Origin of the sequence: Oceanicoccus sagamiensis (assembly GCF_002117105.1) — a bacterium.
Classification (GTDB): Bacteria; Pseudomonadota; Gammaproteobacteria; order Pseudomonadales; family Dasaniaceae; genus Oceanicoccus; species Oceanicoccus sagamiensis.
In genome coordinates, this window is sequence record NZ_CP019343.1 from 2,962,970 (window position 1) to 2,989,723 (window position 26,754).

General features: G+C 47.0%; 24 protein-coding genes, 1 tRNA gene and 1 pseudogene. 22 read left to right on the top strand and 4 right to left on the bottom strand.

All coding sequences use genetic code 11. The annotated features are described in order from the left end of the window. Window positions 1–9: 9 nt before the first annotated feature. Both BST96_RS13660 and BST96_RS13665 read left to right on the top strand, forming a co-directional pair. Window positions 10–555, top strand: a complete 546-nt coding sequence (locus BST96_RS13660; protein ID WP_085759240.1) for a DUF3833 domain-containing protein — start codon at window positions 10–12, stop codon at window positions 553–555. 63 nt (window positions 556–618) lie between these two features. Then, window positions 619–2,790, top strand: coding sequence for a tRNA(Met) cytidine acetyltransferase TmcA (locus tag BST96_RS13665; RefSeq protein WP_085759241.1), 2,172 nt, complete (start codon window positions 619–621; stop codon window positions 2,788–2,790). A 5-nt stretch (window positions 2,791–2,795) separates the two neighbouring features. Here BST96_RS13665 and BST96_RS13670 read toward each other — a convergent pair whose 3' ends face one another. Beyond that, on the bottom strand, window positions 2,796–3,380 hold the full coding sequence (locus BST96_RS13670) for a lytic transglycosylase domain-containing protein (protein WP_085759242.1): 585 nt from the start codon (window positions 3,378–3,380) through the stop codon (window positions 2,796–2,798). A gap of 12 nt (window positions 3,381–3,392) precedes the next feature. Beyond that, window positions 3,393–5,120 carry a proline--tRNA ligase gene (locus BST96_RS13675; protein ID WP_085759243.1) on the bottom strand — a complete coding sequence of 576 codons (1,728 nt, stop codon included), beginning with the start codon at window positions 5,118–5,120 and terminating at the stop codon, window positions 3,393–3,395. Between the two features lie 211 nt (window positions 5,121–5,331). Between BST96_RS13675 and BST96_RS13680 the strand changes: the two genes are divergently transcribed. From BST96_RS13680 to BST96_RS13775, 19 genes and pseudogenes are all read left to right on the top strand, one after another. After that, window positions 5,332–5,739, top strand: a complete 408-nt coding sequence (locus BST96_RS13680) for an HIT domain-containing protein (protein WP_085759244.1) — start codon at window positions 5,332–5,334, stop codon at window positions 5,737–5,739. Window positions 5,740–6,080: 341 nt separating this feature from the next. Next, window positions 6,081–6,608 (top strand): HU family DNA-binding protein, encoded by a 528-nt coding sequence (locus BST96_RS13685; protein WP_085759245.1) that lies wholly within the window; start codon window positions 6,081–6,083, stop codon window positions 6,606–6,608. 283 nt (window positions 6,609–6,891) lie between these two features. Continuing rightward, entirely contained in the window at window positions 6,892–7,134 is a 243-nt protein-coding gene (locus BST96_RS13690; protein ID WP_085759246.1) for an FmdB family zinc ribbon protein, read from the top strand. Window positions 7,135–7,229: 95 nt separating this feature from the next. Next, window positions 7,230–9,005: an aspartate--tRNA ligase gene (gene aspS, locus BST96_RS13695; RefSeq protein ID WP_085759247.1), complete on the top strand. Its 1,776-nt coding sequence runs from the start codon at window positions 7,230–7,232 to the stop codon at window positions 9,003–9,005. Between the two features lie 98 nt (window positions 9,006–9,103). Continuing rightward, window positions 9,104–9,847 (top strand): YebC/PmpR family DNA-binding transcriptional regulator, encoded by a 744-nt coding sequence (locus BST96_RS13700; RefSeq protein WP_085759248.1) that lies wholly within the window; start codon window positions 9,104–9,106, stop codon window positions 9,845–9,847. A gap of 252 nt (window positions 9,848–10,099) precedes the next feature. Further along, window positions 10,100–10,621, top strand: coding sequence for a crossover junction endodeoxyribonuclease RuvC (ruvC, locus tag BST96_RS13705; protein WP_085759249.1), 522 nt, complete (start codon window positions 10,100–10,102; stop codon window positions 10,619–10,621). 25 nt (window positions 10,622–10,646) lie between these two features. Further along, on the top strand, window positions 10,647–11,252 hold the full coding sequence (gene ruvA / locus BST96_RS13710; protein WP_085759250.1) for a Holliday junction branch migration protein RuvA: 606 nt from the start codon (window positions 10,647–10,649) through the stop codon (window positions 11,250–11,252). Next, window positions 11,252–12,307 carry a Holliday junction branch migration DNA helicase RuvB gene (ruvB, locus tag BST96_RS13715; protein WP_085759251.1) on the top strand — a complete coding sequence of 352 codons (1,056 nt, stop codon included), beginning with the start codon at window positions 11,252–11,254 and terminating at the stop codon, window positions 12,305–12,307. Before ruvA ends, ruvB begins: the two co-directional genes overlap by 1 nt. Continuing rightward, window positions 12,297–12,719, top strand: a complete 423-nt coding sequence (gene ybgC / locus BST96_RS13720) for a tol-pal system-associated acyl-CoA thioesterase (RefSeq protein ID WP_085759252.1) — start codon at window positions 12,297–12,299, stop codon at window positions 12,717–12,719. Before ruvB ends, ybgC begins: the two co-directional genes overlap by 11 nt. A gap of 47 nt (window positions 12,720–12,766) precedes the next feature. Next, window positions 12,767–13,564, top strand: a complete 798-nt coding sequence (gene tolQ, locus BST96_RS13725) for a protein TolQ (protein WP_085759253.1) — start codon at window positions 12,767–12,769, stop codon at window positions 13,562–13,564. Window positions 13,565–13,571: 7 nt separating this feature from the next. Then, entirely contained in the window at window positions 13,572–13,991 is a 420-nt protein-coding gene (gene tolR / locus BST96_RS13730) for a protein TolR (RefSeq protein ID WP_240554801.1), read from the top strand. A gap of 7 nt (window positions 13,992–13,998) precedes the next feature. Next, window positions 13,999–14,739 carry an energy transducer TonB gene (locus BST96_RS13735; RefSeq protein WP_085759255.1) on the top strand — a complete coding sequence of 247 codons (741 nt, stop codon included), beginning with the start codon at window positions 13,999–14,001 and terminating at the stop codon, window positions 14,737–14,739. Next, window positions 14,736–16,022 (top strand): Tol-Pal system beta propeller repeat protein TolB, encoded by a 1,287-nt coding sequence (gene tolB / locus BST96_RS13740; RefSeq protein ID WP_085759256.1) that lies wholly within the window; start codon window positions 14,736–14,738, stop codon window positions 16,020–16,022. The genes BST96_RS13735 and tolB overlap by 4 nt, the downstream gene beginning before the upstream one ends. A gap of 328 nt (window positions 16,023–16,350) precedes the next feature. Next, the gene (pal, locus tag BST96_RS13745) at window positions 16,351–16,860 is read left to right on the top strand and encodes a peptidoglycan-associated lipoprotein Pal (protein ID WP_085759257.1); all 510 of its coding nucleotides are present in this window, start codon (window positions 16,351–16,353) and stop codon (window positions 16,858–16,860) included. A 59-nt stretch (window positions 16,861–16,919) separates the two neighbouring features. After that, a complete protein-coding gene (gene ybgF / locus BST96_RS13750) occupies window positions 16,920–17,720 on the top strand; it encodes a tol-pal system protein YbgF (RefSeq protein ID WP_085759258.1) in 801 nt (266 codons plus the stop codon). A 45-nt stretch (window positions 17,721–17,765) separates the two neighbouring features. Then, complete coding sequence (queE, locus tag BST96_RS13755; protein ID WP_085759259.1) at window positions 17,766–18,410, top strand: 7-carboxy-7-deazaguanine synthase QueE; 645 nt, start codon at window positions 17,766–17,768, stop codon at window positions 18,408–18,410. Between the two features lie 37 nt (window positions 18,411–18,447). Beyond that, window positions 18,448–19,133 (top strand): annotated as a pseudogene (gene queC, locus BST96_RS13760) (7-cyano-7-deazaguanine synthase QueC). A gap of 71 nt (window positions 19,134–19,204) precedes the next feature. Beyond that, window positions 19,205–19,280 (top strand) — tRNA-Lys (locus BST96_RS13765). A 1,840-nt stretch (window positions 19,281–21,120) separates the two neighbouring features. After that, window positions 21,121–23,910 (top strand): AAA family ATPase, encoded by a 2,790-nt coding sequence (locus BST96_RS13775; protein ID WP_085759261.1) that lies wholly within the window; start codon window positions 21,121–21,123, stop codon window positions 23,908–23,910. Window positions 23,911–24,009: 99 nt separating this feature from the next. On the opposite strand, the gene BST96_RS13780 is transcribed toward BST96_RS13775, so the two are convergent. Then, window positions 24,010–24,741, bottom strand: coding sequence for a maleate cis-trans isomerase family protein (locus BST96_RS13780; protein ID WP_085759262.1), 732 nt, complete (start codon window positions 24,739–24,741; stop codon window positions 24,010–24,012). Between the two features lie 22 nt (window positions 24,742–24,763). Further along, a complete protein-coding gene (locus BST96_RS13785; RefSeq protein ID WP_085759263.1) occupies window positions 24,764–25,522 on the bottom strand; it encodes an SDR family NAD(P)-dependent oxidoreductase in 759 nt (252 codons plus the stop codon). A gap of 337 nt (window positions 25,523–25,859) precedes the next feature. Here BST96_RS13785 and BST96_RS13790 point away from each other — a divergent pair, with 337 nt between their 5' ends. Further along, a complete protein-coding gene (locus BST96_RS13790) occupies window positions 25,860–26,744 on the top strand; it encodes a type 2 periplasmic-binding domain-containing protein (protein WP_169713997.1) in 885 nt (294 codons plus the stop codon). Window positions 26,745–26,754: the final 10 nt, after the last annotated feature.

Below are 26,754 nucleotides of genomic sequence, written 5' to 3' on the forward strand. Positions count from 1 at the left end.
GAATCGTCGATGTTTATTTCCCGTCTGTTAACCAAAATCGCTATTGTCCCTGCGCTGTTGCTAATACTGGCTGCTTGCAGTTCGATCGAGGTTAGCGACTATGCACAAAACACCCCCAAGCTAGTCGCAGAATCATTTTTTGACGGTCAGTTAAGGGCAGATGGTGTGGTCAAAGACCGCTCTGGTAAAGTGATTCGTTATTTTACCGCGGATATCAAAGCCTATTGGCAAGATGGCGTCGGCACCCTGGAAGAGGATTTTGTCTTTGACGATGGTGAAAAACAACGCCGCGTTTGGACCTTAACCCCGAATGGAGATAACCGCTATATTGGCACAGCGGGGGATGTGATCGGTGAGTCAGAGGTGCAGCTTGCCGGTAATAGTATGTTTTTAGATTATGTCCTGCGCATTCCCTATGGCGATGGCACGATTGATATTGCTATTGATGACCGCATGTATTGGGTATCGCCCAATATTCTGATCAATGAATCCAGTATGTCGAAGTTTGGTGTGCATGTTGGGCAGTTGCTGCTGGTCATCCAAAAGCTTGAGTAAGTCTGATTGTTTCTCCCGGCAATGATTGATAACCTGAGTTTTTTCCAATAGAGAAAACGTCCATTGCCCCCTGTTAATCCCGCTTTATCTGCGATAGCACAGCAGCACACCATTGCCCGTGAATCACGACAGCGTGGGTTGGTGGTGCTAGCGGGTGAGCGGCATTGGGCCTGCGAGTTATTAAAAGACTTGGATCTGGTGCAGAGCCCATTATGGGTTTCGGATAAGGCACCTGACAATGTCAGCTCTATAGAACGAGCAAAAGCCCGCCAATACCTGGGGCGGGAAATTGATGGCGTGATTTATGATGCCTGGGCCGGATTTGACCCCGATGCCTTGGCTGCGGTCTCCGGTGCCTTGGTCGGTGGAGGGTTATTTATTCTGTTAGTGCCTCCCTTGCATCAATGGCCAAGCTATCATGACCCAGACTATCAGCGCTTATTCGTTCACCCTGTTCAAGCGGAAGATATTTCTGGTCGGTTTATCCAACATATTATTCGCCATATACGGGCTGATAAAAACGCTCTGCTAATAGAACAAAATCAACCCATCACCTTTATACCCGTAACACCTATTGTCTCAGCACCACTGATCCCCATGGCTGATCACTGTTTAACGGCCGACCAATCTCAGGCGGTCAACGCGATTACCAATGTGTTAACCGGGCGTAGCCGGCGCCCCTTGGTTATTCGCTCCGACCGCGGCCGTGGAAAATCATCGGCATTGGGTATTGCCAGCGCGTCTTTAATGCAGCAGCGTGATTGCCGCATTATTATTACTGCGCCGCGGCTTGAATCGGTACAGGCTGTCTTTGAGCATGCCGCGCGATTATTAGCGGTTGAGCCTTCACCGGGCTGCATTGACTGCATTGACTATCAGCAGTCACGGTTACAGTTTATTGCTCCGGATAAACTGATCCGCAATAAACCCGATGCCGATTTATTATTGGTTGATGAAGCCGCTGCTATTCCAGCGTTTATATTGGAGCACTATCTAAGCCGCTATAACCGAATCGTATTTTCAACCACCGTTCATGGTTATGAAGGGAGTGGCCGGGGCTTTGATATTCGTTTTAAGCAAACGCTGGATAACAAAACGCCTCAATGGCAATCCTGTGTGTTACAGCAAGCGATTCGTTGGGCAGATAATGATCCGGTTGAAAACTGGTTGTTTGATAGTTTGCTATTAAAAGTCAGTGCCATCGATAAGGACCTATTCGCGGCCTGTGACCCTAAGCAATGTGTTAGTGAACTCTTAAATCGTGATCAGTTGCTGGATAATTCTGCTGACTTAGAACAGCTGTTCAGTTTGTTGGTGTCTGCCCATTACCAAACCACGCCGGCTGATTTACGCAATATACTGGATGGCCCCAATATCTCTATTTGGGTGAGTCGTTACCGCGGGCATATTATTGCCGCTGCCCTGCTGGCGGATGAAGGGGGCTTTGATAAGAGTTTGGCCGAATCGATTTGGCAGGGAACAAGAAGACCGCAAGGGCATTTAATCGCCCAGTCGCTATCGGCTCACTGTGGTTTTAAAGAAGCACCGCTGCTGCGCTATCAACGCGTGATGCGGATTGCCGTTAACCCTTTGTTGCAGCGACAACAGATTGGCAAACAACTGCTGGCAGAGATAGTGTTAGAGGCTCGCCAACAGGGTGTTGATTGTATCGGTTCAAGCTTTGCGGCAACGGCGGATGTATTGCAATTTTGGCGTTCGGTGCAATGCATTCCTGTTCGCCTTGGCACTGCCCGTGATGCCAGTAGTGGCTGTTATTCGGCGATGGTGCTGTCGGCCTTAAGTGTTGCCGGGGAGAGTTTATTAACGAAAGCCAGCCAACGCTTCGGTGAATATTTGCCCCGTGATTTATCGGTGCACTACCCACAGTTAGAGCCGGCTTTGGCGATAGCCTTATTGCTCGATATCAACACCCAGTCTATTTACCTGGATCAGCAAGCCTGGTTGGATATTGAGGCCTTTGTCCTGGGTCATCGACAATATCAAACCTGCCATTTGGCCTTATGGAAATTAGCGGTGCTGGCTTTATCGAATAAGGCGCTTGTCGCCATATTGTCCCAAGAGCAGCAACAGCTTCTGGTACTCAGAGTTATGCAGCAATTGCCCATCAGTGAGGTGGTTGAGCAAACTGAACTTAGCGGCAAAAAAGCCTTGCAAGAGGCTTTGCGTGAGATCATACAAACCCTGTTTCTGCAGCGTCAGACACTGGCTCAGTAGGGCGACTAAAGGCTTTCGTCGATATACCAGCGCTTACGCCAGGCATCCATCACCCGTTCCGGGTACCAGTATTTGCCATAGCTGCCGTTATAACGGGCCAGTGCTGTCATCCAGTTGCCATCTTCCTTTTTTAAATAAAACTGTAAAATCCGGCAGCCGTAGCTCAGGTTGGTATTAATATCCGTCAGGTTGTCGTCGGGACGGCCGATTTCTTTTTTCCAAAAAGGCATCACCTGCATTAGCCCCTGGGCGCCGGCTCTGGAAATAGCATAGCTATTAAAACTGCTTTCTACTTGAATCAGTGCCAGCACCAAATCGGGTTTTAACTCGGCTTTGGTGGCTTCCCGGTGGATGGACTTTAATAGCTCCAGTCGTTCTTTGGGGTCTTTTATAAAAGGCTTTAAGCGCCCGGACATATCGACCAGCCACACTTCAGCGGCAAAGCGATCTTCAAAGCTATCACTGGCATTAATGGTGCTTTTAAGAAAGTCTCTTAATTCCTGCTGGTCCGCAGGGGAAGGGGGGCTGGCAGCATGGGCCCATGCTGCCAGCATAGAGAGAAAAACAACGGTTAAAGCTGCAAACCTCATAAGCGTTACTGATTATTGGGCGACAGTTTTTTGCACAAAATCGATAATATCGTCAATGGCGATATCTTGATTGTCAGCATCTTTGCGGCCTTTATATTCTAGCTGCTGTTCTTTTAAACCTCGGTCGCCAATAACAATACGGTGCGGGATCCCCATCAATTCCATATCGTTAAACTTAACACCGGGTCTTTCATTGCGATCATCCAGCAAGACTTCATAACCCAATGCAGTTAGTTCGTCATAGAGCTTATTGGACTGTTCGGCAACGGCTTCAGACTTCTGCATATTTAACGGCACAATCGCTATCTGGAAGGGCGCCATGCTATCGGGCCAGATAATGCCCTTATCATCATTGTTTTGCTCAATGGCTGAGGCAACAATACGGGTAACCCCAATACCGTAACAACCCATTAGCATCACCTGGTCTTTACCGTTTTCATTTAAAACGGTGGCGTTTAAGGCTTCAGCGTATTTAGTGCCCAGCTGGAAAATATGGCCAACTTCAATACCGCGCTTAATTTGCAGTGTGCCTTTGCCATCGGGGCTAGGATCACCTTCCAGTACATTGCGAATATCTGCAACCCGGCCCGCTGTGGCATCCCGCTCCCAGTTAACACCGGTAAGGTGGAAGCCATCTTCATTGGCACCACAGACAAAATCTGCCAGATGGGCAGCACTGCGATCAACAAGGGTTTCGATAGGCAGGTTAACCGGGCCAATAGAACCGACAGAACAGCCCAGTACCGCTTTGATTTTCTCTTCGCTGGCGAAGGTTAAAGGGTTGGCAACAGCGGGATATTTCTCGGCTTTAATAGCGTTAAGCTCATGGTCGCCACGGACCACCAAGGCAATCAAGGGGGCCTCGGCTTCTTCATCCGCGGTTTCACCCAGTACGATCAGGGTTTTAACCATCTGTTCAGGTTTGACGGCCAGGCTGACACTCACTTCTTCAATCGTATGCTGGCCGGGGGTGGCCACTTTTTCCACCGCCTGGGTGGGGGTGGGGCGATCACCGGCCGGTGCCAGAGCTTCTGCCATTTCCACATTGGCGGCAAAGTCACTGCTATCGCTAAAGGCAATATCATCTTCACCGGACTCGGCTAATACATGGAACTCGTGGGAGGCGCTGCCACCAATAGAGCCGGTGTCGGCAATCACTGGTCTGAATTCTAAACCCAGACGGCTAAAGATATTGGTATAGGCGGTATGCATCACATCATAGGTGGCCTGTAAGGAATCCTGGTCTTTATGAAAAGAATAGGCATCTTTCATAATAAACTCCCGCGAGCGCATAACCCCAAAGCGAGGGCGTATCTCATCGCGGAATTTAGTCTGGATTTGATAAAAGTTAGCTGGCAGTTGCTTATAACTTTTGATCTCGTTACGAATTAAATCGGTAATCACTTCTTCGTGGGTAGGGCCCAGGCAAAAGCTATTATTGTGGCGGTCGGTAATACGTAATAGTTCTGGCCCATATTGCTGCCAGCGGCCAGACTCTTCCCATAGCTCGGCGGGCTGTACCACCGGCATCAGTAATTCCTGAGCGCCAGCCTTATTCATTTCATCACGAACCACTCCCTCGACTTTACGCAGTACTCGCAGGCCCATCGGCAGCCAGTTATATAAACCCGATGATAGTTTGCGGATCATGCCAGCTCTGAGCATCAATTGATGGCTGGTAACAACAGCATCGGATGGGGTTTCTTTGACGGTGGCAATAAGGAACTGACTGGCGCGCATTGTGTATACTGGCTCTTTTATGGGTGTGTTAGAAATAATCAGCAGGCATTCTACGTCTGATCACTCATGCGGTACAGTGTAAATAGCCTGAATGGTGGCATCTGATCGATAAAATGCCACGTAGGGTGGATTATAATCCACCAAATAGCGAGACTGAGATAATGGTGGGTTGCAACCCACTCTACACATCATGAGTAATACGGTAACGAATATGTTTGAACTCCACCCACAATTGGCCAAAGACTGTGTTGAAGTTGGGGATTATTCCCTGAGTAAAGTCCTATTACTGAATGACAGTAATTACCCCTGGATAATTTTGGTGCCCAAACGTTCCGATATCCGTGAAATTTTCCAGTTAAGTGAAGACGATCAGCGCCAATTATTAGCAGAATCCAGCGCATTAAGTGAGGCGATGGCGGCACATTTTAATGCCGATAAAATGAATGTGGCCGCTTTAGGGAATATGGTGCCGCAATTACATCTTCATCATATCGTGCGATACAAAAATGATGCCAGTTGGCCTAACCCCGTTTGGGGGGCTGTGGCGGCAAAACCCTATAATAAAACCGAATTAGATGACCTGTTAGCCACCTTTAAGTCAATTTTAAGCTTGGCTTAATGACTGAAAATTTGCTGATTTTTTTACTGCAAAGGCTGTCAGTTTATAAAAATCGGCGAGTTTTTTTTCTGACGCAGTCATAGCGTTTTTTATCGTTTTGTTGGCTCAGAAACCGCTAATCGCCGGTTTTTGAAAAAAAATGCTTTTTTTCGCAAATTTATGCCCTAATTTTCGCAAAAAACCTTGTATTGCAGTGTTTTCTGGACTATAAAAATCGCAGACGCTGTATATATAGATTGAAATGCATTTTGAAATTTGTAAATCGGTGTCTGAGTGACCTAAAAATCTTGGACATAATATTGAGCTAACACATCAATTATCAACCATAAGGGCTAACCAACATGGCGACTAAAAAGAAAGCAGCACCAAAGAAGAAGGCAGTTGCAAAGAAAAAAGCACCTGCTAAGAAAAAAGTAGCAGCTAAGAAGGCTCCAGCTAAGAAAAAAGTTGCAGCTAAAAAGGCACCAGCCAAGAAAAAGGCAGCACCTAAGAAGAAGGCAGTAGCTAAAAAAGCGCCCGCCAAGAAGCCAGCGGCTAAGAAAAAAGCAACAGGCCCAATCAAAGATAAAATGACCAAGAGCCAGATTTTCACCGATATCGGTGAAGCGACTGATTTGAGTCGTAAGCAAGTGGCTGCTGTCTTTGACGAGTTAGAGTCATTAGTCGGTCGCAGTATTGCCAAGCGTGGTCTGGGTGAGTTCACTATCCCGGGTCTCATGAAGGTAACGACAGTTAAGAAGCCTGCCAAGAAAGCGCGTAAAGGTATCAACCCTTTTACTGGCGAAGAGCAGATGTTCAAGGCTAAGCCTGCCAGCATCGCAGTGAAGGTTCGTCCTTTGAAGAAACTGAAAGAGTTTGCTGCTAAGTAATTAGCCAACACTGACGGTTTCGATGCAAAGCACCTCCCCAACCGGTGAGGTGCTTTACTTTTACGGCCTTTTTTATCCTTCCCAAGCCTTATTTCCTTTCTTTGACAAAATTTAAAAAATTCTTTGTTTTCAGTGGTTTACCATAACAATCCAGTCTGGATTGCGGTACTATTGCTGCCCCTTGGCCTGCACCTACACGGTGGCTGTTGTTTTAGGGTATAATCGCGCGCGTTTTTGAAGCTGCGAACGTCGTGGTTTATAAGTTATTGAGGTTTTACCAGACATGCCGATTTATGAGTATCAGTGCCAGAGTTGTGAGCACGAATTAGAGATATTACAGAAACTGAGTGATGACCCTGCCACCGATTGTCCCAATTGCAGTAAGCCGAGCCTTAAAAAGCAGATTTCAGCGGCAGGATTTCGCTTAAAAGGCGGCGGTTGGTATGAGACAGACTTCAAAACTGGCAATAAAAAGAATTTGGCCAGCGGCGGCGATAGCAGTTCATCGGCCAGCAGCGACAGTTAGGCATTAAGTAGGCATTAAATATCTGGTCGTCAACAACAGGGCGGCCACCCCATTGTAAGAATCATTATCTACAGGCACACAGGAAAATAGTCACAATGCGCACTCATTATTGCGGAAATATCACATCAGCAGCTATCGACGAAGAAGTCACCCTATACGGTTGGGTAGATCGCCGTCGAGATCACGGTGGCGTGATCTTTTTGGATTTACGTGACCGTGAGGGCATTGTGCAGGTGGTATTTGACCCTGATACCAATGAGCACTTTGAGCGTGCTGACAAAGTGCGTAGTGAATATGTATTACAGGTAAAGGGACGTGTACGCGCACGTACCGAAGGCACCATTAACCCGAATATGTCCACGGGTGAAATCGAAGTGTTAGGTAAGGAGTTGGAGATACTCAATAGCGCCGCAACGCCTCCCTTCCAGTTAGATGAACATATCGAAGTGGGCGAAGACGTACGTTTGAAATACCGCTATATCGACCTGCGTCGTCCGGAAATGCTGGACAAGCTCAAGCTGCGTTCAAGAGTGACCTCATCGATCCGTCGCTTCCTGGATGATAATGGCTTTTTGGATATTGAAACACCTATCTTAACCAAGGCGACCCCAGAAGGTGCCCGTGATTATCTGGTTCCTTCCAGAACCCACGAAGGCAAGTTCTTTGCGCTGCCCCAGTCACCACAGCTATTTAAACAACTGTTGATGGTCTCTGGTATGGACCGCTACTACCAAATCGCCAAATGTTTCCGCGATGAAGACTTGCGTGCTGATCGCCAGCCAGAATTTACCCAAATCGATATCGAAACCTCCTTTATGGATGACCAGCAGATTATGGCCATCACCGAAGGGATGATTCGTGAGCTATTTAAAGAAGTACTGGACGTAGATCTGGGTGAATTCCCTCGTATGCCATACGCCGAAGCCATGCAGCGCTTTGGTAGCGACAAGCCTGATCTGCGTATTCCTTTTGAGTTGGTTGATGTTAATGACCTGATGCAGCAGGTAGATTTTAAAGTTTTTAACGGCCCAGCCAATGACCCGAAAGGCCGTGTTGCGGCACTTAAAGTCCCCGGCGGTGCCAAGATCAGCCGTAAGCAAATCGACGACTACACCAAATACGTTAGCATCTACGGCGCTAAAGGTTTGGCCTGGATTAAAATCAACGATGTGGCTGCCGGGATTGAAGGCTTGCAGTCACCCATTCTGAAATTTATGCCTGACGAAATCGTTACCCAGATGATGGCGCGATTGGAAGTAGCCGATGGCGATATCGTGTTCTTTGGTGCTGATAAAACCAGCATTGTTAACGAAGCACTGGGTGCTCTGCGGGTTAAAATCGGTGAAGACCTCGATATGATCGAAGGGGATTGGGCGCCATTATGGGTGGTCGACTTCCCGATGTTTGAAGAAAACAGCGAAGGCAACCTGACGTCATTGCACCATCCATTTACCGCACCGGCTTGTTCACCAGAAGAATTGGAGAAAAACCCAGAGGCTGCCCTGTCGATTGCCTACGATATGGTCTTAAACGGTACCGAATTAGGCGGTGGTTCAGTTCGTATCCACCAGCCAGATATGCAGCAGGCGGTTTTCCGGGTACTGGGTATTGGCGATGAAGAAGCCGAAGAAAAGTTTGGCTTCCTGTTAGATGCTCTAAAATACGGTGCGCCACCACACGGCGGTTTAGCTTTTGGTCTGGACCGTTTAGTCATGTTGATTACCGGTGCCAAATCTATTCGCGACGTTATCGCCTTCCCGAAAACACAAAGTGCAGCCTGTGTTATGACCGATGCACCGGGTATGGCCGATAATAAGCAGCTGCGTGAACTGAATATCAAGCTTCGTGAAAAGCCTAAGGCCGCCGAATAATCGCTTTTGTTATCCAGTTTTGATGGTGGATTATAATCCACCCTACAGTGTAGGGTGGATTGCAATCCACCATTCCTAACAACAATAGGTTTTTTGAAATGGCAGGTCATAGTAAATGGGCGAATATTAAACACCGCAAAGCGGCGCAAGACGCCAAGCGCGGTAAGATATTTACTAAAATGATTCGCGAATTAGTGGTGGCTGCTAAAGCCGGTGGCCCCAACCCTGATGATAACCCCGGTTTACGCGCCATTATCGACAAGGCCTTAACCGCCAATATGAAGCGCGACACCATCGACAAAGCGGTGGCTCGTGGTGCTGGCACCAATGATGAAGATAACTACGAAGCGGCTACCTATGAAGGTTATGGGGCGGCAGGTGTTGCGGTATTGGTGGAGTGTTTAACCGATAACCGCAATCGCACGGTAGCAGAAGTTCGCCATGCCTTTAGCAAACGGGGTGGCAATTTAGGTACCGACGGTTCCGTCGCCTACTTATTTACCCGCACTGGCCAGATCAGTTTCGCCGAAGGTGATGAAGACCAGATTATGGAAATCGCGTTGGATGCCGGTGCTGAAGATGTCGTTGCCAATGAGGATGGTTCGATTGATGTGACCACCGCCTTTGAAGATTTCTTATCGGTCAAAGAGGCAATGGTTGCAGCGGGTTTAACACCGGATCATGCTGAAGTCACTATGCTGCCTTCAACCACGGTTGAGTTAGATAAAGCCGGCGCTGAAAAAGTGATGGGCCTGGTGGATATGTTAGAAGATTTGGATGATATCCAGAACGTTTATACCAATGCCGATATCCCGGATTCTGTGCTGGATTCCCTCGAATAACTCGCTAACCATTAACGACATTCCCGCGTAGGTGGGAAGCCAGTGACTGCTTGTTGGCGGGATATGGTCCTTCAGGGGGTTGGTCGGAGTGGTCATTGTTGGTGGATTATAATCCACCCTACGGGGTGATTTGAATGGCGGGGGATTTAAGAACTACTGAATAAAAATACAGTGATTTGCCGCTCTGGCTATTGTTATCCCCCCTTCATCCTGCCAGAATAGCCGCACTATAATGGCAATAAAACCAGCACTATGGCGCTTATTCTCGGGATTGATCCCGGCTCACGAAAAACCGGTTATGGCATTATTAATGTCAACGGCAACCAGCATGATTACGTCAGCAGTGGCGTTATCCGTTTGCCAGTTGAGCAAGAGCTGCCCGAACGTATTAAAGTCCTGATCCAAAGCCTCGCCGAAATTATTGAAACCCATTGCCCTCAGCAAGTTGCGATTGAACAAGTCTTTATGGCCAAAAATGCCGGCTCCGCGTTAAAGCTGGGCCAGGCCCGTGGGGCTGCGATAGCCGCTTGTGTGGCGCAGCATTTAGAGGTGGCTGAATATTCTGCCCGGCAAATTAAGCAGGCGGTAGTAGGTAGCGGTGCGGCGGATAAAGAGCAGGTACAGCATATGGTTAAGGTGCTATTAAAACTGCCGGCGATGCCACAGGAAGATGCGGCGGATGCCTTGGGTGCGGCTATTTGTCATGCCCATACCCAGGCCAGCTTAATTAATCTGGCTGGCGTTAGTCGGGTGAGAAGAGGGCGCTTGCGCTGATAACGAGAATAATAGAGGAAGGTTTATGATCGGCAGGCTGCACGGTGTGATTCTGGAAAAACAGGCCCCCGAAATACTGATTGATGTCAATGGTATTGGCTATGAGGTGCAAGTGCCCATGACCACCATTTACCAATTGCCGGAAGTCGGCAAGCCCGTGACCTTGCATACCCATTTTGTCGTGCGTGAAGATGCCCAGCTGCTATATGGCTTTGCTGAACGGCGTGAGCGTAGCTTGTTTCGTACCCTGATTAAAGTGAATGGTGTGGGCCCCAAATTGGCGCTGACCATTTTATCGGGCATTGAGTCCGACGATTTTGTGCGCTGTGTTCGCGATGGTGATACCCAGGCTTTGGTTAGGTTACCTGGTGTCGGTAAAAAAACCGCTGAGCGACTATTGGTAGAAATGAAAGACCGACTCAAAGACTGGTCCATTGACGGCACTGCTGCCAGTGCCAGTGATACGGGGGCAGCATCGAACAATGATATTTTAGCTGAAGCCGAAAGCGCTTTGGTGGCACTGGGTTATAAACCCCAGGAAGCCAGCAAGGCGATCGCCGCCGTGAATGATGCTAGTATGGACAGCAGTGAAGCGCTGATCCGTATGGCGCTGAAAAATATGGTGTCTTAATGATAGAAGAAGATCGCTTAGTCTCGGCGGTGGTTGATAATAACCGCAGTGAAGAGGTTAATGACCGCGCTATTCGCCCCAAAACCCTGGCGGAATATGTCGGCCAGCCAGTGGTGCGCGAACAAATGGATATATTTGTCAGCGCCGCCAAACTGCGTAGCGAACCTTTAGACCATACCCTGATTTTTGGGCCGCCTGGTTTAGGTAAAACCACCCTGGCTAATATACTGGCCACCGAAATGGGTGTCTCCTTAAAAACCACCTCTGGCCCGGTACTGGAAAAGGCCGGTGACCTGGCCGCTTTAATGACCAACCTTGAACCCGGTGATGTGCTGTTTATTGATGAAATTCACCGGCTCAGCCCCCATGTAGAAGAAGTGTTATACCCGGCGATGGAAGATTATCAACTGGATATTATGATTGGTGAAGGCCCCGCGGCTCGCTCCATCAAGCTGGATCTGCCCCCCTTTACGTTGGTCGGTGCAACGACCCGCGCCGGATTGCTGACCTCACCGTTAAGGGATCGCTTTGGTATTGTGCAGCGCCTGGAGTTTTACAATACCGCTGACCTGACCCACATTGTTGGCCGTTCTGCCGATATTCTCGGTGTGACCATGGATCGTGAAGGCGCCCATGAAATTGCTCGACGCTCACGGGGTACGCCCCGTATTGCCAACCGGCTACTGCGCCGAGTGCGCGATTACGCCGAAGTTAAAGGCAATGGCACTATCGATAAAGGCACCGCCGATAAAGCGCTGGATATGTTGAATGTCGATAAGCATGGCTTTGACCACCTTGACCGCCGCTTGTTATTAGCCCTAATCGAAAAATTTGATGGCGGACCTGTTGGTGTCGATAGTCTGGCTGCTGCTATCAGTGAAGAGCGGGGTACTATAGAAGATGTATTGGAACCCTATTTAATCCAGCAGGGTTATATCGTACGCACACCCCGTGGCCGTATGGCAACCCGTAATGCTTACCTGCACTTTGGCCTGGATATGCCCAAGGATAATGACCGGCAACAGCTGCTTAGCTTGAGTGACGATGAGCAATAAATCTCCCTTTGAATGGCCCTTGCGAGTTTATATCGAAGATACCGATGCGGGGGGTATCGTTTACTATGTGAATTATCTAAAATTTATGGAGCGGGCGCGCACTGAATTTATGCGCAGCGAGGGCTTTGATAAAACCTTTATCTTTAACACCGATTTAATGTTTGTGGTGCACGGTATCCAGAGTGAGTATCTATTGCCTGCACGTTTGGATGATAAGCTGGCGGTGACCTGCGAAGTGAGTAAACTGGGCAAAGCCTATATGCTGATGGCGCAGCAGGTTTACCGTATTAGCGATAACCAAAGGGAACTGCTATGCCGCGCTGAAGTCAAACTCACCTGCGTTGACCGGCAGTCCATTAAACCCAGGCGAATACCAGCCGAGCTGATAGCTGCCTTAAGTGATCAATCATAGTCATAGCTCTATAAAAGCTATAAAAATAGAAAGGGGAGTAAAAACGCGTGTCTGAAGAATTATCGGTATGGCAATTAGTTGCCAGTGCCAGCCTCACCGTACAGGCGGTGATGTTGATCCTGTTTATCGCCTCCGTTATCTCCTGGTTTATGATTATTCAGCGTGGCTTTTACTTTCGCGCCTGTACCCGTGCCCGGCTGCACTTTGAGCAGCAGTTCTGGTCTGGGATGGACTTGAGCCAGTTGTTTCGCCAGGGCTCCGTACAGTCAGATGCCTCCGGCGCCAGCTTTGTCGGTATGGAAAGTATCTTTCGGGCTGGCTTTAAGGAGTTTTCTCGCCTGCGCCAACAAGTGGGTGTGGACCCCGATGCGGTAATGGAGGGTGCCCAGCGCGCCATGCGTGTGGCCAGTGCCCGCGAAGAAGAACAGATGGACAAGCATTTGCCGTTTCTGGCGACAGTCGGTTCAACCAGTCCTTATATTGGTTTATTTGGTACGGTATGGGGGATTATGACCTCCTTCCAAAGTCTTGCCACCATGTCTCAAGCCACACTGGCTACTGTTGCGCCGGGTATTTCCGAAGCTCTGGTTGCAACCGCCATGGGTCTGTTTGCGGCGATTCCTGCGGTAGTGGCCTATAACCGTTATTCGGCCAGTGTTGAAGTACTACTCAATAAGTATGAAACCTTTGCCGATGAATTTTATAGTATCTTGCACCGACAAGCCCATAGTGCCCCCTCAGCCCCAAGTCCTGAGCGGCCACCTGCAAAACCTAAACCCAAAGAACAGCCTGCACCAAAAGCCAGCGCTAAAACCGCTTCACCATCACCTCGTGTGAAAGGTTAGGTCAAGCATGTCCAGACGACATAAGCGGCGTAAGCCGATGGCAGAAATTAACGTCGTACCTTATATCGACGTAATGTTAGTGCTGCTGATTGTTTTTATGGTTACCGCGCCCATGCTTATGCAGGGGGTCAAGGTTGAGTTGCCTAAAGCGGCGGCTATTCCGGTGGGTAAACAGACTGATGAGCCCTTAATCGTCTCGGTTAAAGCCGATGGCAGTTATTACCTGAACCTGGGTAAAGAGCAGGAAAAGTCGCAATCTCTGGGCGTAGTACAGGATAAAGTCAGCAAAATTATCCGCCGCAAACCAGAAACCACCGTGCTGGTGTGGGGCGATAAAAATGTGCCCTACGGCAATGTGGTGGACTTAATGGCAGCCTTGCAATCAGCTGGCGCTCCCGCTGTTGGCCTGGTTACGGAAAGCCCCTGACTGGCCTATGTATAAGTCACTGACTTTACCGTTACTGATCACCGTATTTTTTCACGGTGTTATTCTGGCTATCATCCTGATCGATGCGCCGGAAGGGCAGCCAATGGTTAAGCGTGCGGCCACGCAATATATTCCGGCCGAGTTAGTGACCTTGGAAAAACCCAAAGCCAAAAAGCCAGTCAAGCCCAAAAAGCCCACCCCGAAAAAAGACGATAGCCAGGCAAAAAAGAAAGCCGCCGAGCAAAAGAAAAAGGCCGAGCAACAGCGTCAGCAAGAGCAGGCCAAGCTAAAAAAACAGCAGCAGCAAAAAGCCCTTGAAGCCGAGCGCTTAAAACAGCAGGAAATAGAACAAGTGGCAGAGCAGGAGCGTTTACAGCGCCAATCGGAACAGGAATTAGCCGACGCTATCGCTCAGGAAAATGCCCAGCAGCAATATTTAAACGACAGTGAATTGGCTAACAGTTATATTGCCCTGATCACTGATAGAATACAGCGAAACTGGGACCGACCACCCAGCGCTCGCAATAGTATGGAAGCGGAACTAGTATTACGGATGGTACCCACCGGCGAGGTGGTTAGTGTGGATATTGTGCGCAGTAGTGGTAATTCGGCGTTTGACCGCTCAGCGGAAACCGCCGTGCTCAAAGCCGAGCGTTTCCCGGAAGTACAAAAACTACCCGCCAGAGTATTTGAACAATACTTTCGCCGTTTACGATTAAAATTCAAACCGGAGGATTTGCGCCTGTGATACGCGCTGCATTATTTATCTTATCCATCCTGGCTTGCTCAGCATCCTGGGCACAGCTCACCATTGAAATCACCAAGGGGCGTGATAACCCAACCTCTATAGCCATTGTACCTTTTGGCTGGAAAGGGGTAGGGGCGGCGCAGGAAGATGTGGCCGCCATTGTTGAGGCTGATTTGCAGCGCACCGGGCAATTTGCTCCAGTTAGCCGTGACGATATGCTGGGCAGCCCGCAAGATAGCAGCGAAGTGTACTACCGTGATTGGCGCGCACTGAATGTGGACTATCTGGTCGTGGGGAAAATATTGCCTACCCCTGAAGGCCTGGTGGCAGAGTATGAAATGTTTGATGTCTATACCCAGAGAAAAGTGTTGAGTGATCGTGCCATGGGCGACGTTAAATCACTGCGGGGCATTGCCCACGAAGTCAGCGATAAGGTGTATGAAAAATTAACCGGCATTCGCGGTGCCTTTAGCACTCGTCTGTTATATATCTCAGCGATTGAGCGGGGCAGTGGTGAGTTTACTTACCGGCTATTAGTCTCTGATGTTGATGGTGCCAATGAAAGTGTCGTGTTTGAAAGTGATGACCCGCTGGTAACGCCATCATGGGCGCCCGATGGTGAGCATATTGCCTATGTTTCTTTTGAAACCTCCCGTGCCGCTATCTTTATGCATAACCTGAAAACGGGAGTGCGCACTCAGCTAACCAACTATAAAGGGCTAAACGGCGCCCCATCATGGTCACCTGATGGCAAACAGTTGGCGATGGTATTGTCTAAAGACGGCAGCCCCGATATCTACGTTATGGATATTGCCAGCCGTAAACTCAAGCGAGTTACCCGCCATTTTGCCATAGATACTGAACCTTCCTGGATGCCTGATGGCAAATCTCTGATCTATACCTCTGACCGTGGTGGCAAGCCCCAGATTTATCAGGTCACTCTCGCTAATGGTTATGAAGAGCGGGTGACCTTTGAGGGGGACTATAATGCCCGAGCAAGGGTAGTGCCCGATGGCAGTGGCATTATTATGGTGCATCGTAATAACGGCAACTACCATATTGCGATGCTGGATATTGAGCGTGGCAGCATCCAGATACTGACTGAAACCAGTCTGGATGAATCTCCCAGTATTGCGCCCAATGGTGCGATGTTGCTTTATGCCACCAAATATCAGGGCAAAGGTATTCTGGCGGCGGTGTCGCTGGATGGCGGGGTGAAGTTCCGGCTACCTTCCCGATTTGGAGAGGTTAGGGAGCCAGCCTGGTCACCCTATATGGAGTAGTTAGAGGCCTAAAGCTTCGGAGTGTGATGTAATTGGCGATCTGGTGCGCCTCAGCATCCAAGATTATTGCTAATAGCTAGTGACTTTGAGCCAGATCACCGTAAAATGCAGTAAATAAGCATAAACATTGGCTGGCAACATATAGCCGATACGCTAATTTGCAGCTAGACTATGCACTAACTGTAGTGAGTCAAATCCTTTTAATGCCATTGGCGTTATCGATAAGGAAATAAGGTTAACAGTTGTACTGAATGTTGTACTGAGAGCTGTACTGAGATAAACAAAGAATAACCACCCATTTTGCTAACTTGACTATCTAGGAATGACCATGGAAATCAAAAAAATTCAATTACTAAGTGCCCTCCTTGCCGCAGCCTTACTAGTGGGTTGTGCAAGCACCGATACTTCTGATGATGACGCTGCTGCCGCCGCTGCCGCTGAGCAGGCTGCCGCTGAAAAGGCTGCCATGGAAGCTGCCGAAGCCGAAGCTGCTGCGAAAGCCGCTGAAGCTGCTGCCAACTTGCAGACTGTGTTCTACTTTGATTTTGACCAGGCCACTCTATCTGCCGACACTCGTGCAGCTTTGGATGCCCAGGTAGCGGTACTAAAAGACAGCAACGCCAAAGTTCGTTTAGAAGGCCACGCGGATGAGCGCGGTACTCGTGAATACAATATGGCCCTGGGTGAGCGTCGTGCCAATGCCATTGCCAACTACCTGATTATCAATGGTGTGGCTCGCTACCGTGTTGAAACTGTTAGCTACGGTGAAGAGCGTCCAGTAGCGTCAGGTTCAGGCGATTCAGCCTGGAGCCAAAACCGTCGCGTTGAACTTAAATAAGATGTTAATCTCTATTTAAGTAACGTTTAAACTTTGACACTGACAATAGAACCCGTCTTATGTCTATCAGCTTAAAAAGCTATGCCGCGCTACTCTCTAGCGCGGCTTTTGTTTATAGCACACTAACATTGGCGCAAGCTCCGATTGTTGATGCCAGTGTCGAAAGCACTCCTGACAGCCAAACTACCACTGAACCGCAGGTATCTGCTCCGGCCGATAGCAGTGGCCAGGGTGAGTTGTTTTACCAGTTGCAATTGTTGCAGCAAGAAGTGATGCAATTACGCGGCGTGGTAGAAGAGCAGGCTTACTTGTTAAAACAAGTCAAAGAGCAAAATATGGAGCGCTATATTGACCTGGATCGCAGGTTGGGTGAAATGGCGACAGCCCCAGCGGTTGCTACCGCCGGTACTAACACGAATGTGACGACAGCCCCCGGAGCGAATACCGCTGCACTGACTGTCGTTGCTGCTGCCGGTGAACGTGATGCTTACGATGCCGCCTACCAGCTGGTTACCGAGCGCCGTTTTGATGAAGCCCTGGAAGCCTTCAAGCAATTTATGGTGGACTTCCCACAGGGTAAATACACACCCAATAGCTACTACTGGATGGGTGAGTTATATCAAGTGATTACCCCGCAGGATCTGGAAGCCGCCAGACAGTCCTTTACCCAGTTATTGGACCAATACCCAAGCCATGTCAAAGTCCCGGATGCCATGTATAAATTGGGGAAGGTGTACTTTCTTAAGGGCGATAAAAACAAAGCACGTTCACTACTGGAAGAAGTGGTTTCAAAATACAGCAAGGGCACCAACTCATCCGCAGCGGATAAAGCCCGACAGTTTATCAACGCTAATTACTAAGTCGCCGCTAGCGTCAATTAGCGTTGCTATCACCGGCAATCATGCATGACCGATCTTAGAATCACTGAAATCTTTTACTCCCTACAGGGAGAAACAAAAACCGTGGGCTTGCCTACGGTTTTTGTGCGTTTAACTGGTTGCCCATTACGCTGTGGTTATTGCGATACCGAATATGCCTTTCACGGTGGCGAGAAAAGAAGCCAGCAATCCATTCTTGATGAAGTAGCTAGCCACCAACCTCGCTATATCACCGTGACGGGTGGTGAGCCACTGGCTCAGCCAAACTGTTTGCCATTACTGACAGCACTTTGCGATCAAGGCTATGAAGTCTCGTTAGAGACCAGTGGGGCAATAACATTGGCAGGCGTTGACCCAAGGGTTGTCACCGTCATGGATTTAAAAACCCCGGCCTCCAACGAAGTGTCTCGTAACCTCTACGAGAATATCGGCCACTTATCCCGACAGGACCAAATTAAATTTGTCATCTGCGACCGCGGTGATTACGAGTGGGCAAGATTTAAAATCGACGAATATCAACTGACAGACAAAGTCGATGAAATCCTGTTTTCCCCAAGCTTTGGCCAGGTGGATGGCAAAGAGCTGGCGGAATGGATACTGGCGGATAACTTGCCGGTGCGCCTGCAACTGCAGCTGCATAAACTGCTGTGGGATGATGCAGCAGGACATTAACCCCTAACACCATCAACAATATCTTTAGAGAGAACCCATGTCAGATAAAAAAGCCGTTATCCTGGTTTCCGGAGGGCTGGACTCCGCCACCGTACTTGCGATGGCCATAGCTGAAGGGTATAGCTGCTACACCCTCGGCTTTGATTATGGCCAGCGCACCCACTCAGAACTACTGGCCGCTGAGAAAATCTCAGCCCAAATGGGTGCGGTAGAGCATAAAGTGATCAAACTGGACCTGAGCAGTATTGGTGGCTCAGCCCTGACTGACGATGATATTGAAGTCCCTGAGCATGATGATAACGCCGAGGGTATCCCGGTCACCTATGTACCTGCCAGAAATACCGTTTTTCTGTCAATTGGCCTCGGCTGGGCCGAAGTACTGGGTGCCAGTGATATCTTTATTGGCGTTAACGCCGTCGATTACAGCGGCTACCCCGATTGCCGCCCCGATTATATCGATGCCTACGAGAAAATGGCCAATTTGGCGACTAAGGTCGGTGTAGAGGGGGCAGCCTTAAGATTCGTACCCCCTTAATGCATCTGACCAAGGGCGAAATCGCCAAAAAGGGCACTGAATTAGGGGTAGATTACAGCCTGACCGTCTCCTGCTACCAGGCCAATGAGCAGGGCGAAGCCTGCGGCAAATGCGATAGCTGCTATCTGCGCAAAGAGGGATTTGAGCAGGCGGGCCTGCCCGACCCGACCCGTTATATAAATCATTGAAAAAGGTGGATATTTAGTAGAAAAAGACTTGTGTTTTCGCCTGAAAACATTATTATGTGCGCCTCTTCTGAGGGTCGTTAGCTCAGTTGGTAGAGCAGTTGGCTTTTAACCAATTGGTCACTGGTTCGAATCCAGTACGACCCACCATTATTCTAAAAAAGCTCACCCATCCGGGTGAGCTTTTTTTTTGGAATAATGGTGGGTCAGATACCACAACCTAGTACTTTCAATAGCTTATAAGCGTATCGAGCGTTTTGTTTTGTCGTGTTTATCCCACAAATTAGTATTTTGGACCCCATCAATTGGGTTATGGGGCCTTTTATTGTGAGTTACTCGACAGGTTTAAAAGGTACCGGTTAGACCGGTAATGTGTGGTTATTTTCCTTTTCTTTATTCTGAGCAATGTTTACATCTATGCCGCCCCTGATTGCTGCGGGCTGGTAACTGACGAACTATTTCACACCTCTATATTTCACACCTCTATATAGGCATGCATATTCTTATATCATCGGTTCTGTATAAAGCATATCTGCTATCGGGGGTTAAGCTGTCGTTTAAGCTGCTCGTAATTAAAATCGTGGTCTTGGCGGCTGATGACCCATTTCAGTCATTGCGAAGTATTAATACTCAGCTCCTCTTGGCAGACAGACCAATCTATTCAGGCTGGCCTTCTCCTTATTGATAGCTAGGTTTGCTTTATTAGCGCGAGGTGAAGGAAGTGGAGCAGCCAAAGTGTTGCTCGTTAGGCACCATCAATGCTGCATGAATAGATAGCCTATTATCATTCCCCTAATAATCTTGTTTGCTTTGCCATTTCGTTGCTCGTGGTTAGCGCTAGTAATTTAAGAAAAATTATAGGAAAATCAATAGTATAAGAAAAATGAAAGGGAGTTAGTGAGACAAAGTGATGGGGAATAAATATAACGTGCTCGCTTTGTCCGGAAGGATTGATGACACAGCAAAAAACTCATTTAAAAGAAACAGGTTAGCCCCGCTTTTTTAGGCTTGGTGGAAAAGCGCGCATGCGTGGTATGCATATGTTATGCGGTGATCGCGTAGTTTTTCTCATCTTGTTTGTTTTTTATAGATATAAAAGAATAGTGTATTTTCCAGTCTTTCAGGTCTTGAAGACTATATAAGGTGTAGCAATTGAATTCAGATAACAGAGTTTTAGCATTATACAATATACACTCAAATATTATAATTCGCGTTTATTTTTGTATTGCTCTTATAGCATTATTTGCTTTCGTGGACAAAGGCATTGAAGTTTCTATAGCATGTATTATTCCTTTATTCATATTCCTCTTTGTCTATAAGTGGTACGTAGGGTTTAGTTCTTATATAGAAAATATTTATTATGGTCGGATAAGGAAAGATGGTTATAAAGATTTACGCTATACAAAGCATTACAATAATTTGAAAGTTAGAACATTTAAAGGCATAAGTATTAGTACGCTAAATAATAGGCTGAGCGAAAGAGAGGCATATTTTAATAGGAGTTTGAAGCTTTATTCTGTACTTAAAGCTAACAAATATAAGAAATACTTCTTGAGAAATCCTCTTGTTAATACGGTCGTTATATTCATTGGGATTATATTTTTAGTAGTTCTTTGCCGTACATATTTCTATATTTTGGGTCTAGATATATAAGGCTTTTTAATCGTTTTATATTTCACATAACAAGCGCACAGCTTATCGCTAAAATGCTGAACTGTAAGTTTCTCGTTTCTTTTTGGCCATTTTGACAAATCCTTCGGAGGTATTGTCCTCATTTGGGAGCGAGCGTCAAACCAGGATGGGCTCAATTAATCGTGGTGTCGGTGAAATGGAAGGCTGTGTCCGAGCTGGATTTTTCAACGGTTAAATAGATAGCAAGAACCATATCCTCTGCTCTATTGATTGAGTACTGGAACTTGTCGTTAATGGATAAAAGTTGGTTGTATCAATATCAATTTTCTGATTAAAAAAATAAAAAGGTATTTTTAGAATGGGGTATAGCTGGCAAGAGCTGTGTGTTGGAAGAGAAAAACAGTTAATTACGCTGCTTCATGCATGGCATGAAGCCAAGCAAGGAAATCCGGGGTTGGTGGTTCTTAAAGGGGAGTCTGGGTTTGGAAAAACACGATTGGTTCAAGAGTTTTATTCGACCATTAGTCAGGAAACTGTTGAGGATAAGGGGAATTATTGGCCTGATTCTCTGGGAAAATCTGGAAATACACTCAAGCTTAATCCCCTTCAAGAGGAGTTGTTGTCTAACAATGAAATACCATACCTATGGTGGGGAGTGAGGTGGGTTAATCCTGTCAATAGGAACCAAAGTGAAGCTTCATCCTGTGCTTTAATTGATTGTTTTGATCATTTGTCACATCATCAGGAAAATCTATCGGCTAGAGAGGAGCGGTTGAAAAGGGGGGCAAAAGCGGCCTATATACTTACCAAAATTATGACCGGTGGTAGCGTGGTTGGTGATGTTATTGAGTTTACGGGTGAGATGATTGATGGCTGGACGGATTGGAAGAGAGAGAGGGAGGCGAATAAGAAAGAAGCTGAAAGCTCCGAAGAGGCAGAAGCAAGGATAGTCTCCGAAAAGCTGAACGATCTGGAAGGTTTTTTTAGAAATTTACTTAAAAATAATGAAAGCTCGCCTGCGCTACCCGTTATATTAGTACTTGATGATGCTCAATGGATTGATAAATATACCTATGATTTTCTTGATCGCCTTTTAGCGGATGCCAAAAAGCTTGAGTGGCCGTTGCTTGTTGTTATTACACATTGGGAGCAAGAGTGGAATTCTCTTTCGCTGGGCGAGGGCGTTGCCGTTAGTTCTGGCGTTCCACAGCTTTTTTCTAAGCATGAAAAAATGCACCCAACAGTGATTGACTGCGAAAAAGTTGTTGATCTTGATGTTGTTATTGATGGCGCATTGCCTGGTCTTCTTCCTCGGCAGGTTGAGTTTATTTTAGGTAAGGCAGATGGTAATCCTCTTCTGCTCCATGAAATTATCTTAGAGTTACTTTCTGATGCGGACTATTTTGTAAATTCTGATGTCAGTCAGCCCTTGAGTGAAGAGAGCCTGAGTGTGCTTAAATCGCATCCCTATGATTTACACAGTGTGCAGAGAAGGCGGTTTTCAAAGCTTAACAAGAATATCCAGGATGTTCTTGTTTGTGCGAGCTATGCGGGTTTTCAATTTCTCTCGGATTTTGTGGTTGAGATAGCGGCGTTTGTTGATGATAGTGTCCCTACGCGTGAGTCTTTGCGGGAAGCGATTTTTCCATACGCAGTGTTAACGAAAGAGTCTGCCGTAATATATGAGTTTAAGCATCAGGTGTATTTTGATATTGCAAAAGAAAAGCTGGAAAAATTCCCGCGTAAAATTCCGTTAATTAAAGAGGCGATCAAAGAGGTCGGCTATTTATGGTATAGAGGTGGAAGGTTTAATGATCTGGGGCGTGATCAGCAGGTCATCTTTTTTCAGTGTGTCATTCATCAATGTCATCTGCAGGATATTAAAAATGAAATTAACAATTCAGATGAAATTCCTCAGTATGTACGCTTGTTGATTTGTTCAATATATGAAGTGTATAAGCTTGGGGCTACAGATTTATATGCGAGGAAAATTTGGTTCATTCTATTGCTTAATATTACGAATGAAATAGATGCTAAACATAAAATTTATGACCGAAATTTTGATATTTCTCTTCAGGATAGGGAGTTGTATTTTAAAGCTTTCTCTACTATGGGGGGTATTTCTTTTGAGGCTGCTGATTTTAGGTCGTCTATGAACGCTTATGAGGATGCGCTTTATTTTTTTTCATTTGATAAAGATAGGGCGAAGTCTAGCTTGAGTGATTTTTTTGATGTCTCTCTGAGTGTCTTGTCTTGCTGCTACTATTTGGAGGAGTATGAAAAATACAAAAAAATTGCGTCAGATTCAATAGATATAATAGATGCTGTTGATAGAAAGTATAATGAAAGTTATGAATTAGATTTATATAAATTGCGTTACTTAAGTCGTCTTTCTCAGCTCGCGTGTACAGGTGAAAAAATTGAAGATTTTTATTGGCAGCTTGGTGTTGTTATGGATGCTATAAATCTTGCTAAAAATTTGAGTGATACTTTTTCGAAAAATAGCGGGTATTCATCTCAGTATTTGGAGGTTTTTTTTATAATGTCCAGATTATGTTTTTTCGCAGTAATTATTAGAGAAAGGCAGGAGAGAGATTTGATTAGTCTTTTAAATGGTAGTGGTATTTCTAAAGAAGAATTTCTTAAATCCAAAGACTATGATGATATGGTGAGGCTTGGAGCTTCTGGTTTTTCTGATAGTTTTCAGCGGGTTGCGGTTCGAGTCGATATTCTTGATGATCTTTTTGATTTTAAAGAGAGGTATGATCTTAAATGGGATGTGGTTGATTTTCTTATTTTGGATATTTCAGGAAGTATTGCAGCTATTTCCAGTGAGTCTAAAGATTTTGATACTTCGATAAAATACTGTGGTGTCTCGCTTTCTGTAGTCCGAGAAATGATTGAACGGAAGGGACAGGGTATTTATTTTCTGGATTTGTATAAAGATAATCTTCTTAAGCGAGGGCTTGATTGTTTTCATAAGAGCTATTACGAAAAGTCTATTAAGGATTTATTGGAATATATTCTTATAGTAGATAGAATTAAAGAAGATTTTGGAAGGGATGAAGAGGATAGTGAAATTACAAATACAGTGAATAAGGTGATATATATACTCAATAAAGAATTGAATTTGGATATCTATAAATAAATGGCTTTCTTTGATTTTTTTTTAAGTGCCTATTCCGTCAAATCCATGATCAAATATTCCTACTGCAGTAATGGCTGTAGCTAATCAGTTTCCCGGTTATTACAGCAGTTCTTGAGGCGAAGATGGCGCCAGTTCAGGTGCCGCAGCCTGTGTCAGTGCCCAAGCCAGGCTAAGATTTGATGATAGCACCGGCACTTTGGATTCTGTGGCCAAGGTTTTAAGCGCTCGCAGGGTAGGCATACCGGTACCACTCGCAACGATACAATCAGCTCCGCTCGTGTTTAAGCGACGCAGTCCGGCGAGGGCATCGTCACTGGTTAACTCATAAATAGTGTGGGTGTCAGTAAGTGTAGGATCAACTCTGAGTCCGTCGACAATACGAATATCCGCTGCTTCCCAGTAGCGGTAACCTGCCTCGGCAAGCCAATCCGGATAGGGTGATAGCAACGCAATGGATTGACAACCCAGCGCCTTTAGCGCAGCTCGAATGGCCTGGGCAGCGGTGATAACGGGAACGGAGCTGCGTTCGATTGCTTCAGCTGTCAGGCGGTCTTCAAGTTCTAATCCGGCAACGTATGAGGTTCCGGTACAGCCAAAGCCGAACGCTGCCAGTTTCATTTCACCAAAGGTGCCAATGGCTTCCGGCATATGACGAATATAATGATCCAGTCGGTCTTCTACCCGCGCAGAAGGATGTGTTAGACGGGTAGCGTAGACACCAATGCTGTCTGGCAACAAGGCCCGCATCTCGGGTTCAACGGTTGGGTTTGAGTGTGGCACTGCCACGCCTACGCGGGCGCGGGGGCCGTAATCTGGAGTTAGTTTATTCATAGTCTAAATTCTAGCAGCTTGATTAAGATGCCGTCACGCCGCCATCGACACATAGCACCTGGCCGGTGACAAACGATGCGGCATCGGAAAGCAGAAAAGTTACAGCAGCGGCGACTTCTTCCGGTTCGCCAAAGCGTGATAGGGGAATACTGGCCAGCAGCGCCTCTGCGCGGTTAGGGTCTTTTCTGGCAGCTGCTGTCATCGGTGTAGCAATAGGGCCCGGTGCAACAACGTTGACACGAATACTGGCGCTGGCAAGTTCAAGTGTTAGTGCGCGCATAAAGCCATTAAGCCCGGCCTTTGATGCCGCGTAGGCCGCCGCTTGGGAATGCCCAACAATGCCTATTTGGCTAGAGAGCAGCACAATGGAACCACGCTGGGCGTTGACCATTACCTTCGCGCATTCGCGCGCTACTTCAAAGGTAGCCGTCAGATTTATGTCCATTAGTGACTGCCATTGTTGTAAATCCGTTTCTAGCGCGCCGCGGCGCTCAAATACGCCAGCACAGCAGGCTAGACCATCAATCGTACCGTCTAAACTGGCGATGGCATTACGGGTAACAGGAGCTACATTCTCAACATCACGCAGGTCAGCGATATGAATCCGGTCCGCCGGAAGCAGCTTGGCAACCACTGTGGCTTCTGTACTATCCTTTACGATCACAGCACATTCAGCACCGTCGTTAATAGCTTCATTCAGTAGGCTTAGGCCGATACCTGAAGCGGCACCGGTGATCAGTAAATGCCGTTTAGTCAGATGCTTGTTATTGGAGGATGTCATTGTTCAGTCCGAAGCTTTGGTGGATATCGGGTGGATATAAGACGCCAGTTATTAATTTATACGTTTTTAGGTAACTGACTGTTCCAGCATGTTGCCCTATAGCAAGCAACCCTTGCAAGCTTGGGGGCATATATGCAGGATAACAAGAGGTCAAAGCACTTTATATGGCGTCTTAGCCCTCTTTAACAGCCAATATGATTAAACTTATTGGCGTGGTCACTATATATCACTACTATATAGCCTAATAACTGGCCAACATTAACCCAATTTATCAGTGCAGGAGCGTCAATTTCTGGTTATGAATTACTGAATTATGCTGTCGATGCTAAAAACGCTAATGCCAAAACAGCTCTTCCCTATCGTTATATTCTCATTGCTGGCTTCTCTCAATGGCCCAGTACGGGGTGACAGCTTAACCGTAACTACCGTCCCCGCAAGGGCAGGGCAGGAAGCCAGCCATGATTACTTTGTTAGTTTATTAAAGCTGGCGTTTAGTAAAACCGCTGACAATAAGCCGCCGGTATCCATTGCCTATTCCAAATCCTATAGCCAGAACGGTTACCTGCTGGAATTAATGCGCGAAGGCAGCCGCCTTGATATTCTCTGGTCGGGTTCTTCACAGAGCAGGGAGAAAAATTTACTGACCATCAAAATTCCCTTGGTCAAAGGCCTGTTGGGCTACCGCATGCCGATTATTCGACAGGAGCAGCGAGAACAATTTGCCGCGATTCGTACCCTTGAGCAATTACAATCCTTGACTGCCTGTCAGGGGATGTACTGGCCGGATGCGGATATTCTGGAGACCAATGGTATTGCGGTTAAACGGCTAAAAAACAACGAGCAAATGTTTTCCGAGCTTAAACGAGGTAGCTGTGACTATATATCTCTGGCGGTTTTTGAGGGGCAGGCGGAGATTGATGCCCGGTCAAAAAACTATCCAGACCTGCTGTTTTTTCAGGATTTAATTATTTATTACCCATACCCCATGTACTTTTTTGTGCCCAAGTCCAAGCCTGCGTTGTATGAACGGGTTGAGCGGGGGCTGCAATTGGCAATAGCTGATGGCAGCTTTGATAAGCTAATGCGCGAGCATGCATCCACTCAGTCTATATATCCATTATCTCGCTGGAAAAACACCACCACCATCCCATTAAATAACCAGTCTTTGCAATTAAAGCCCCGGGATCTTTCTCCGCAATTGTGGATCTTGCCTGATCAATAGTGATTCCGCT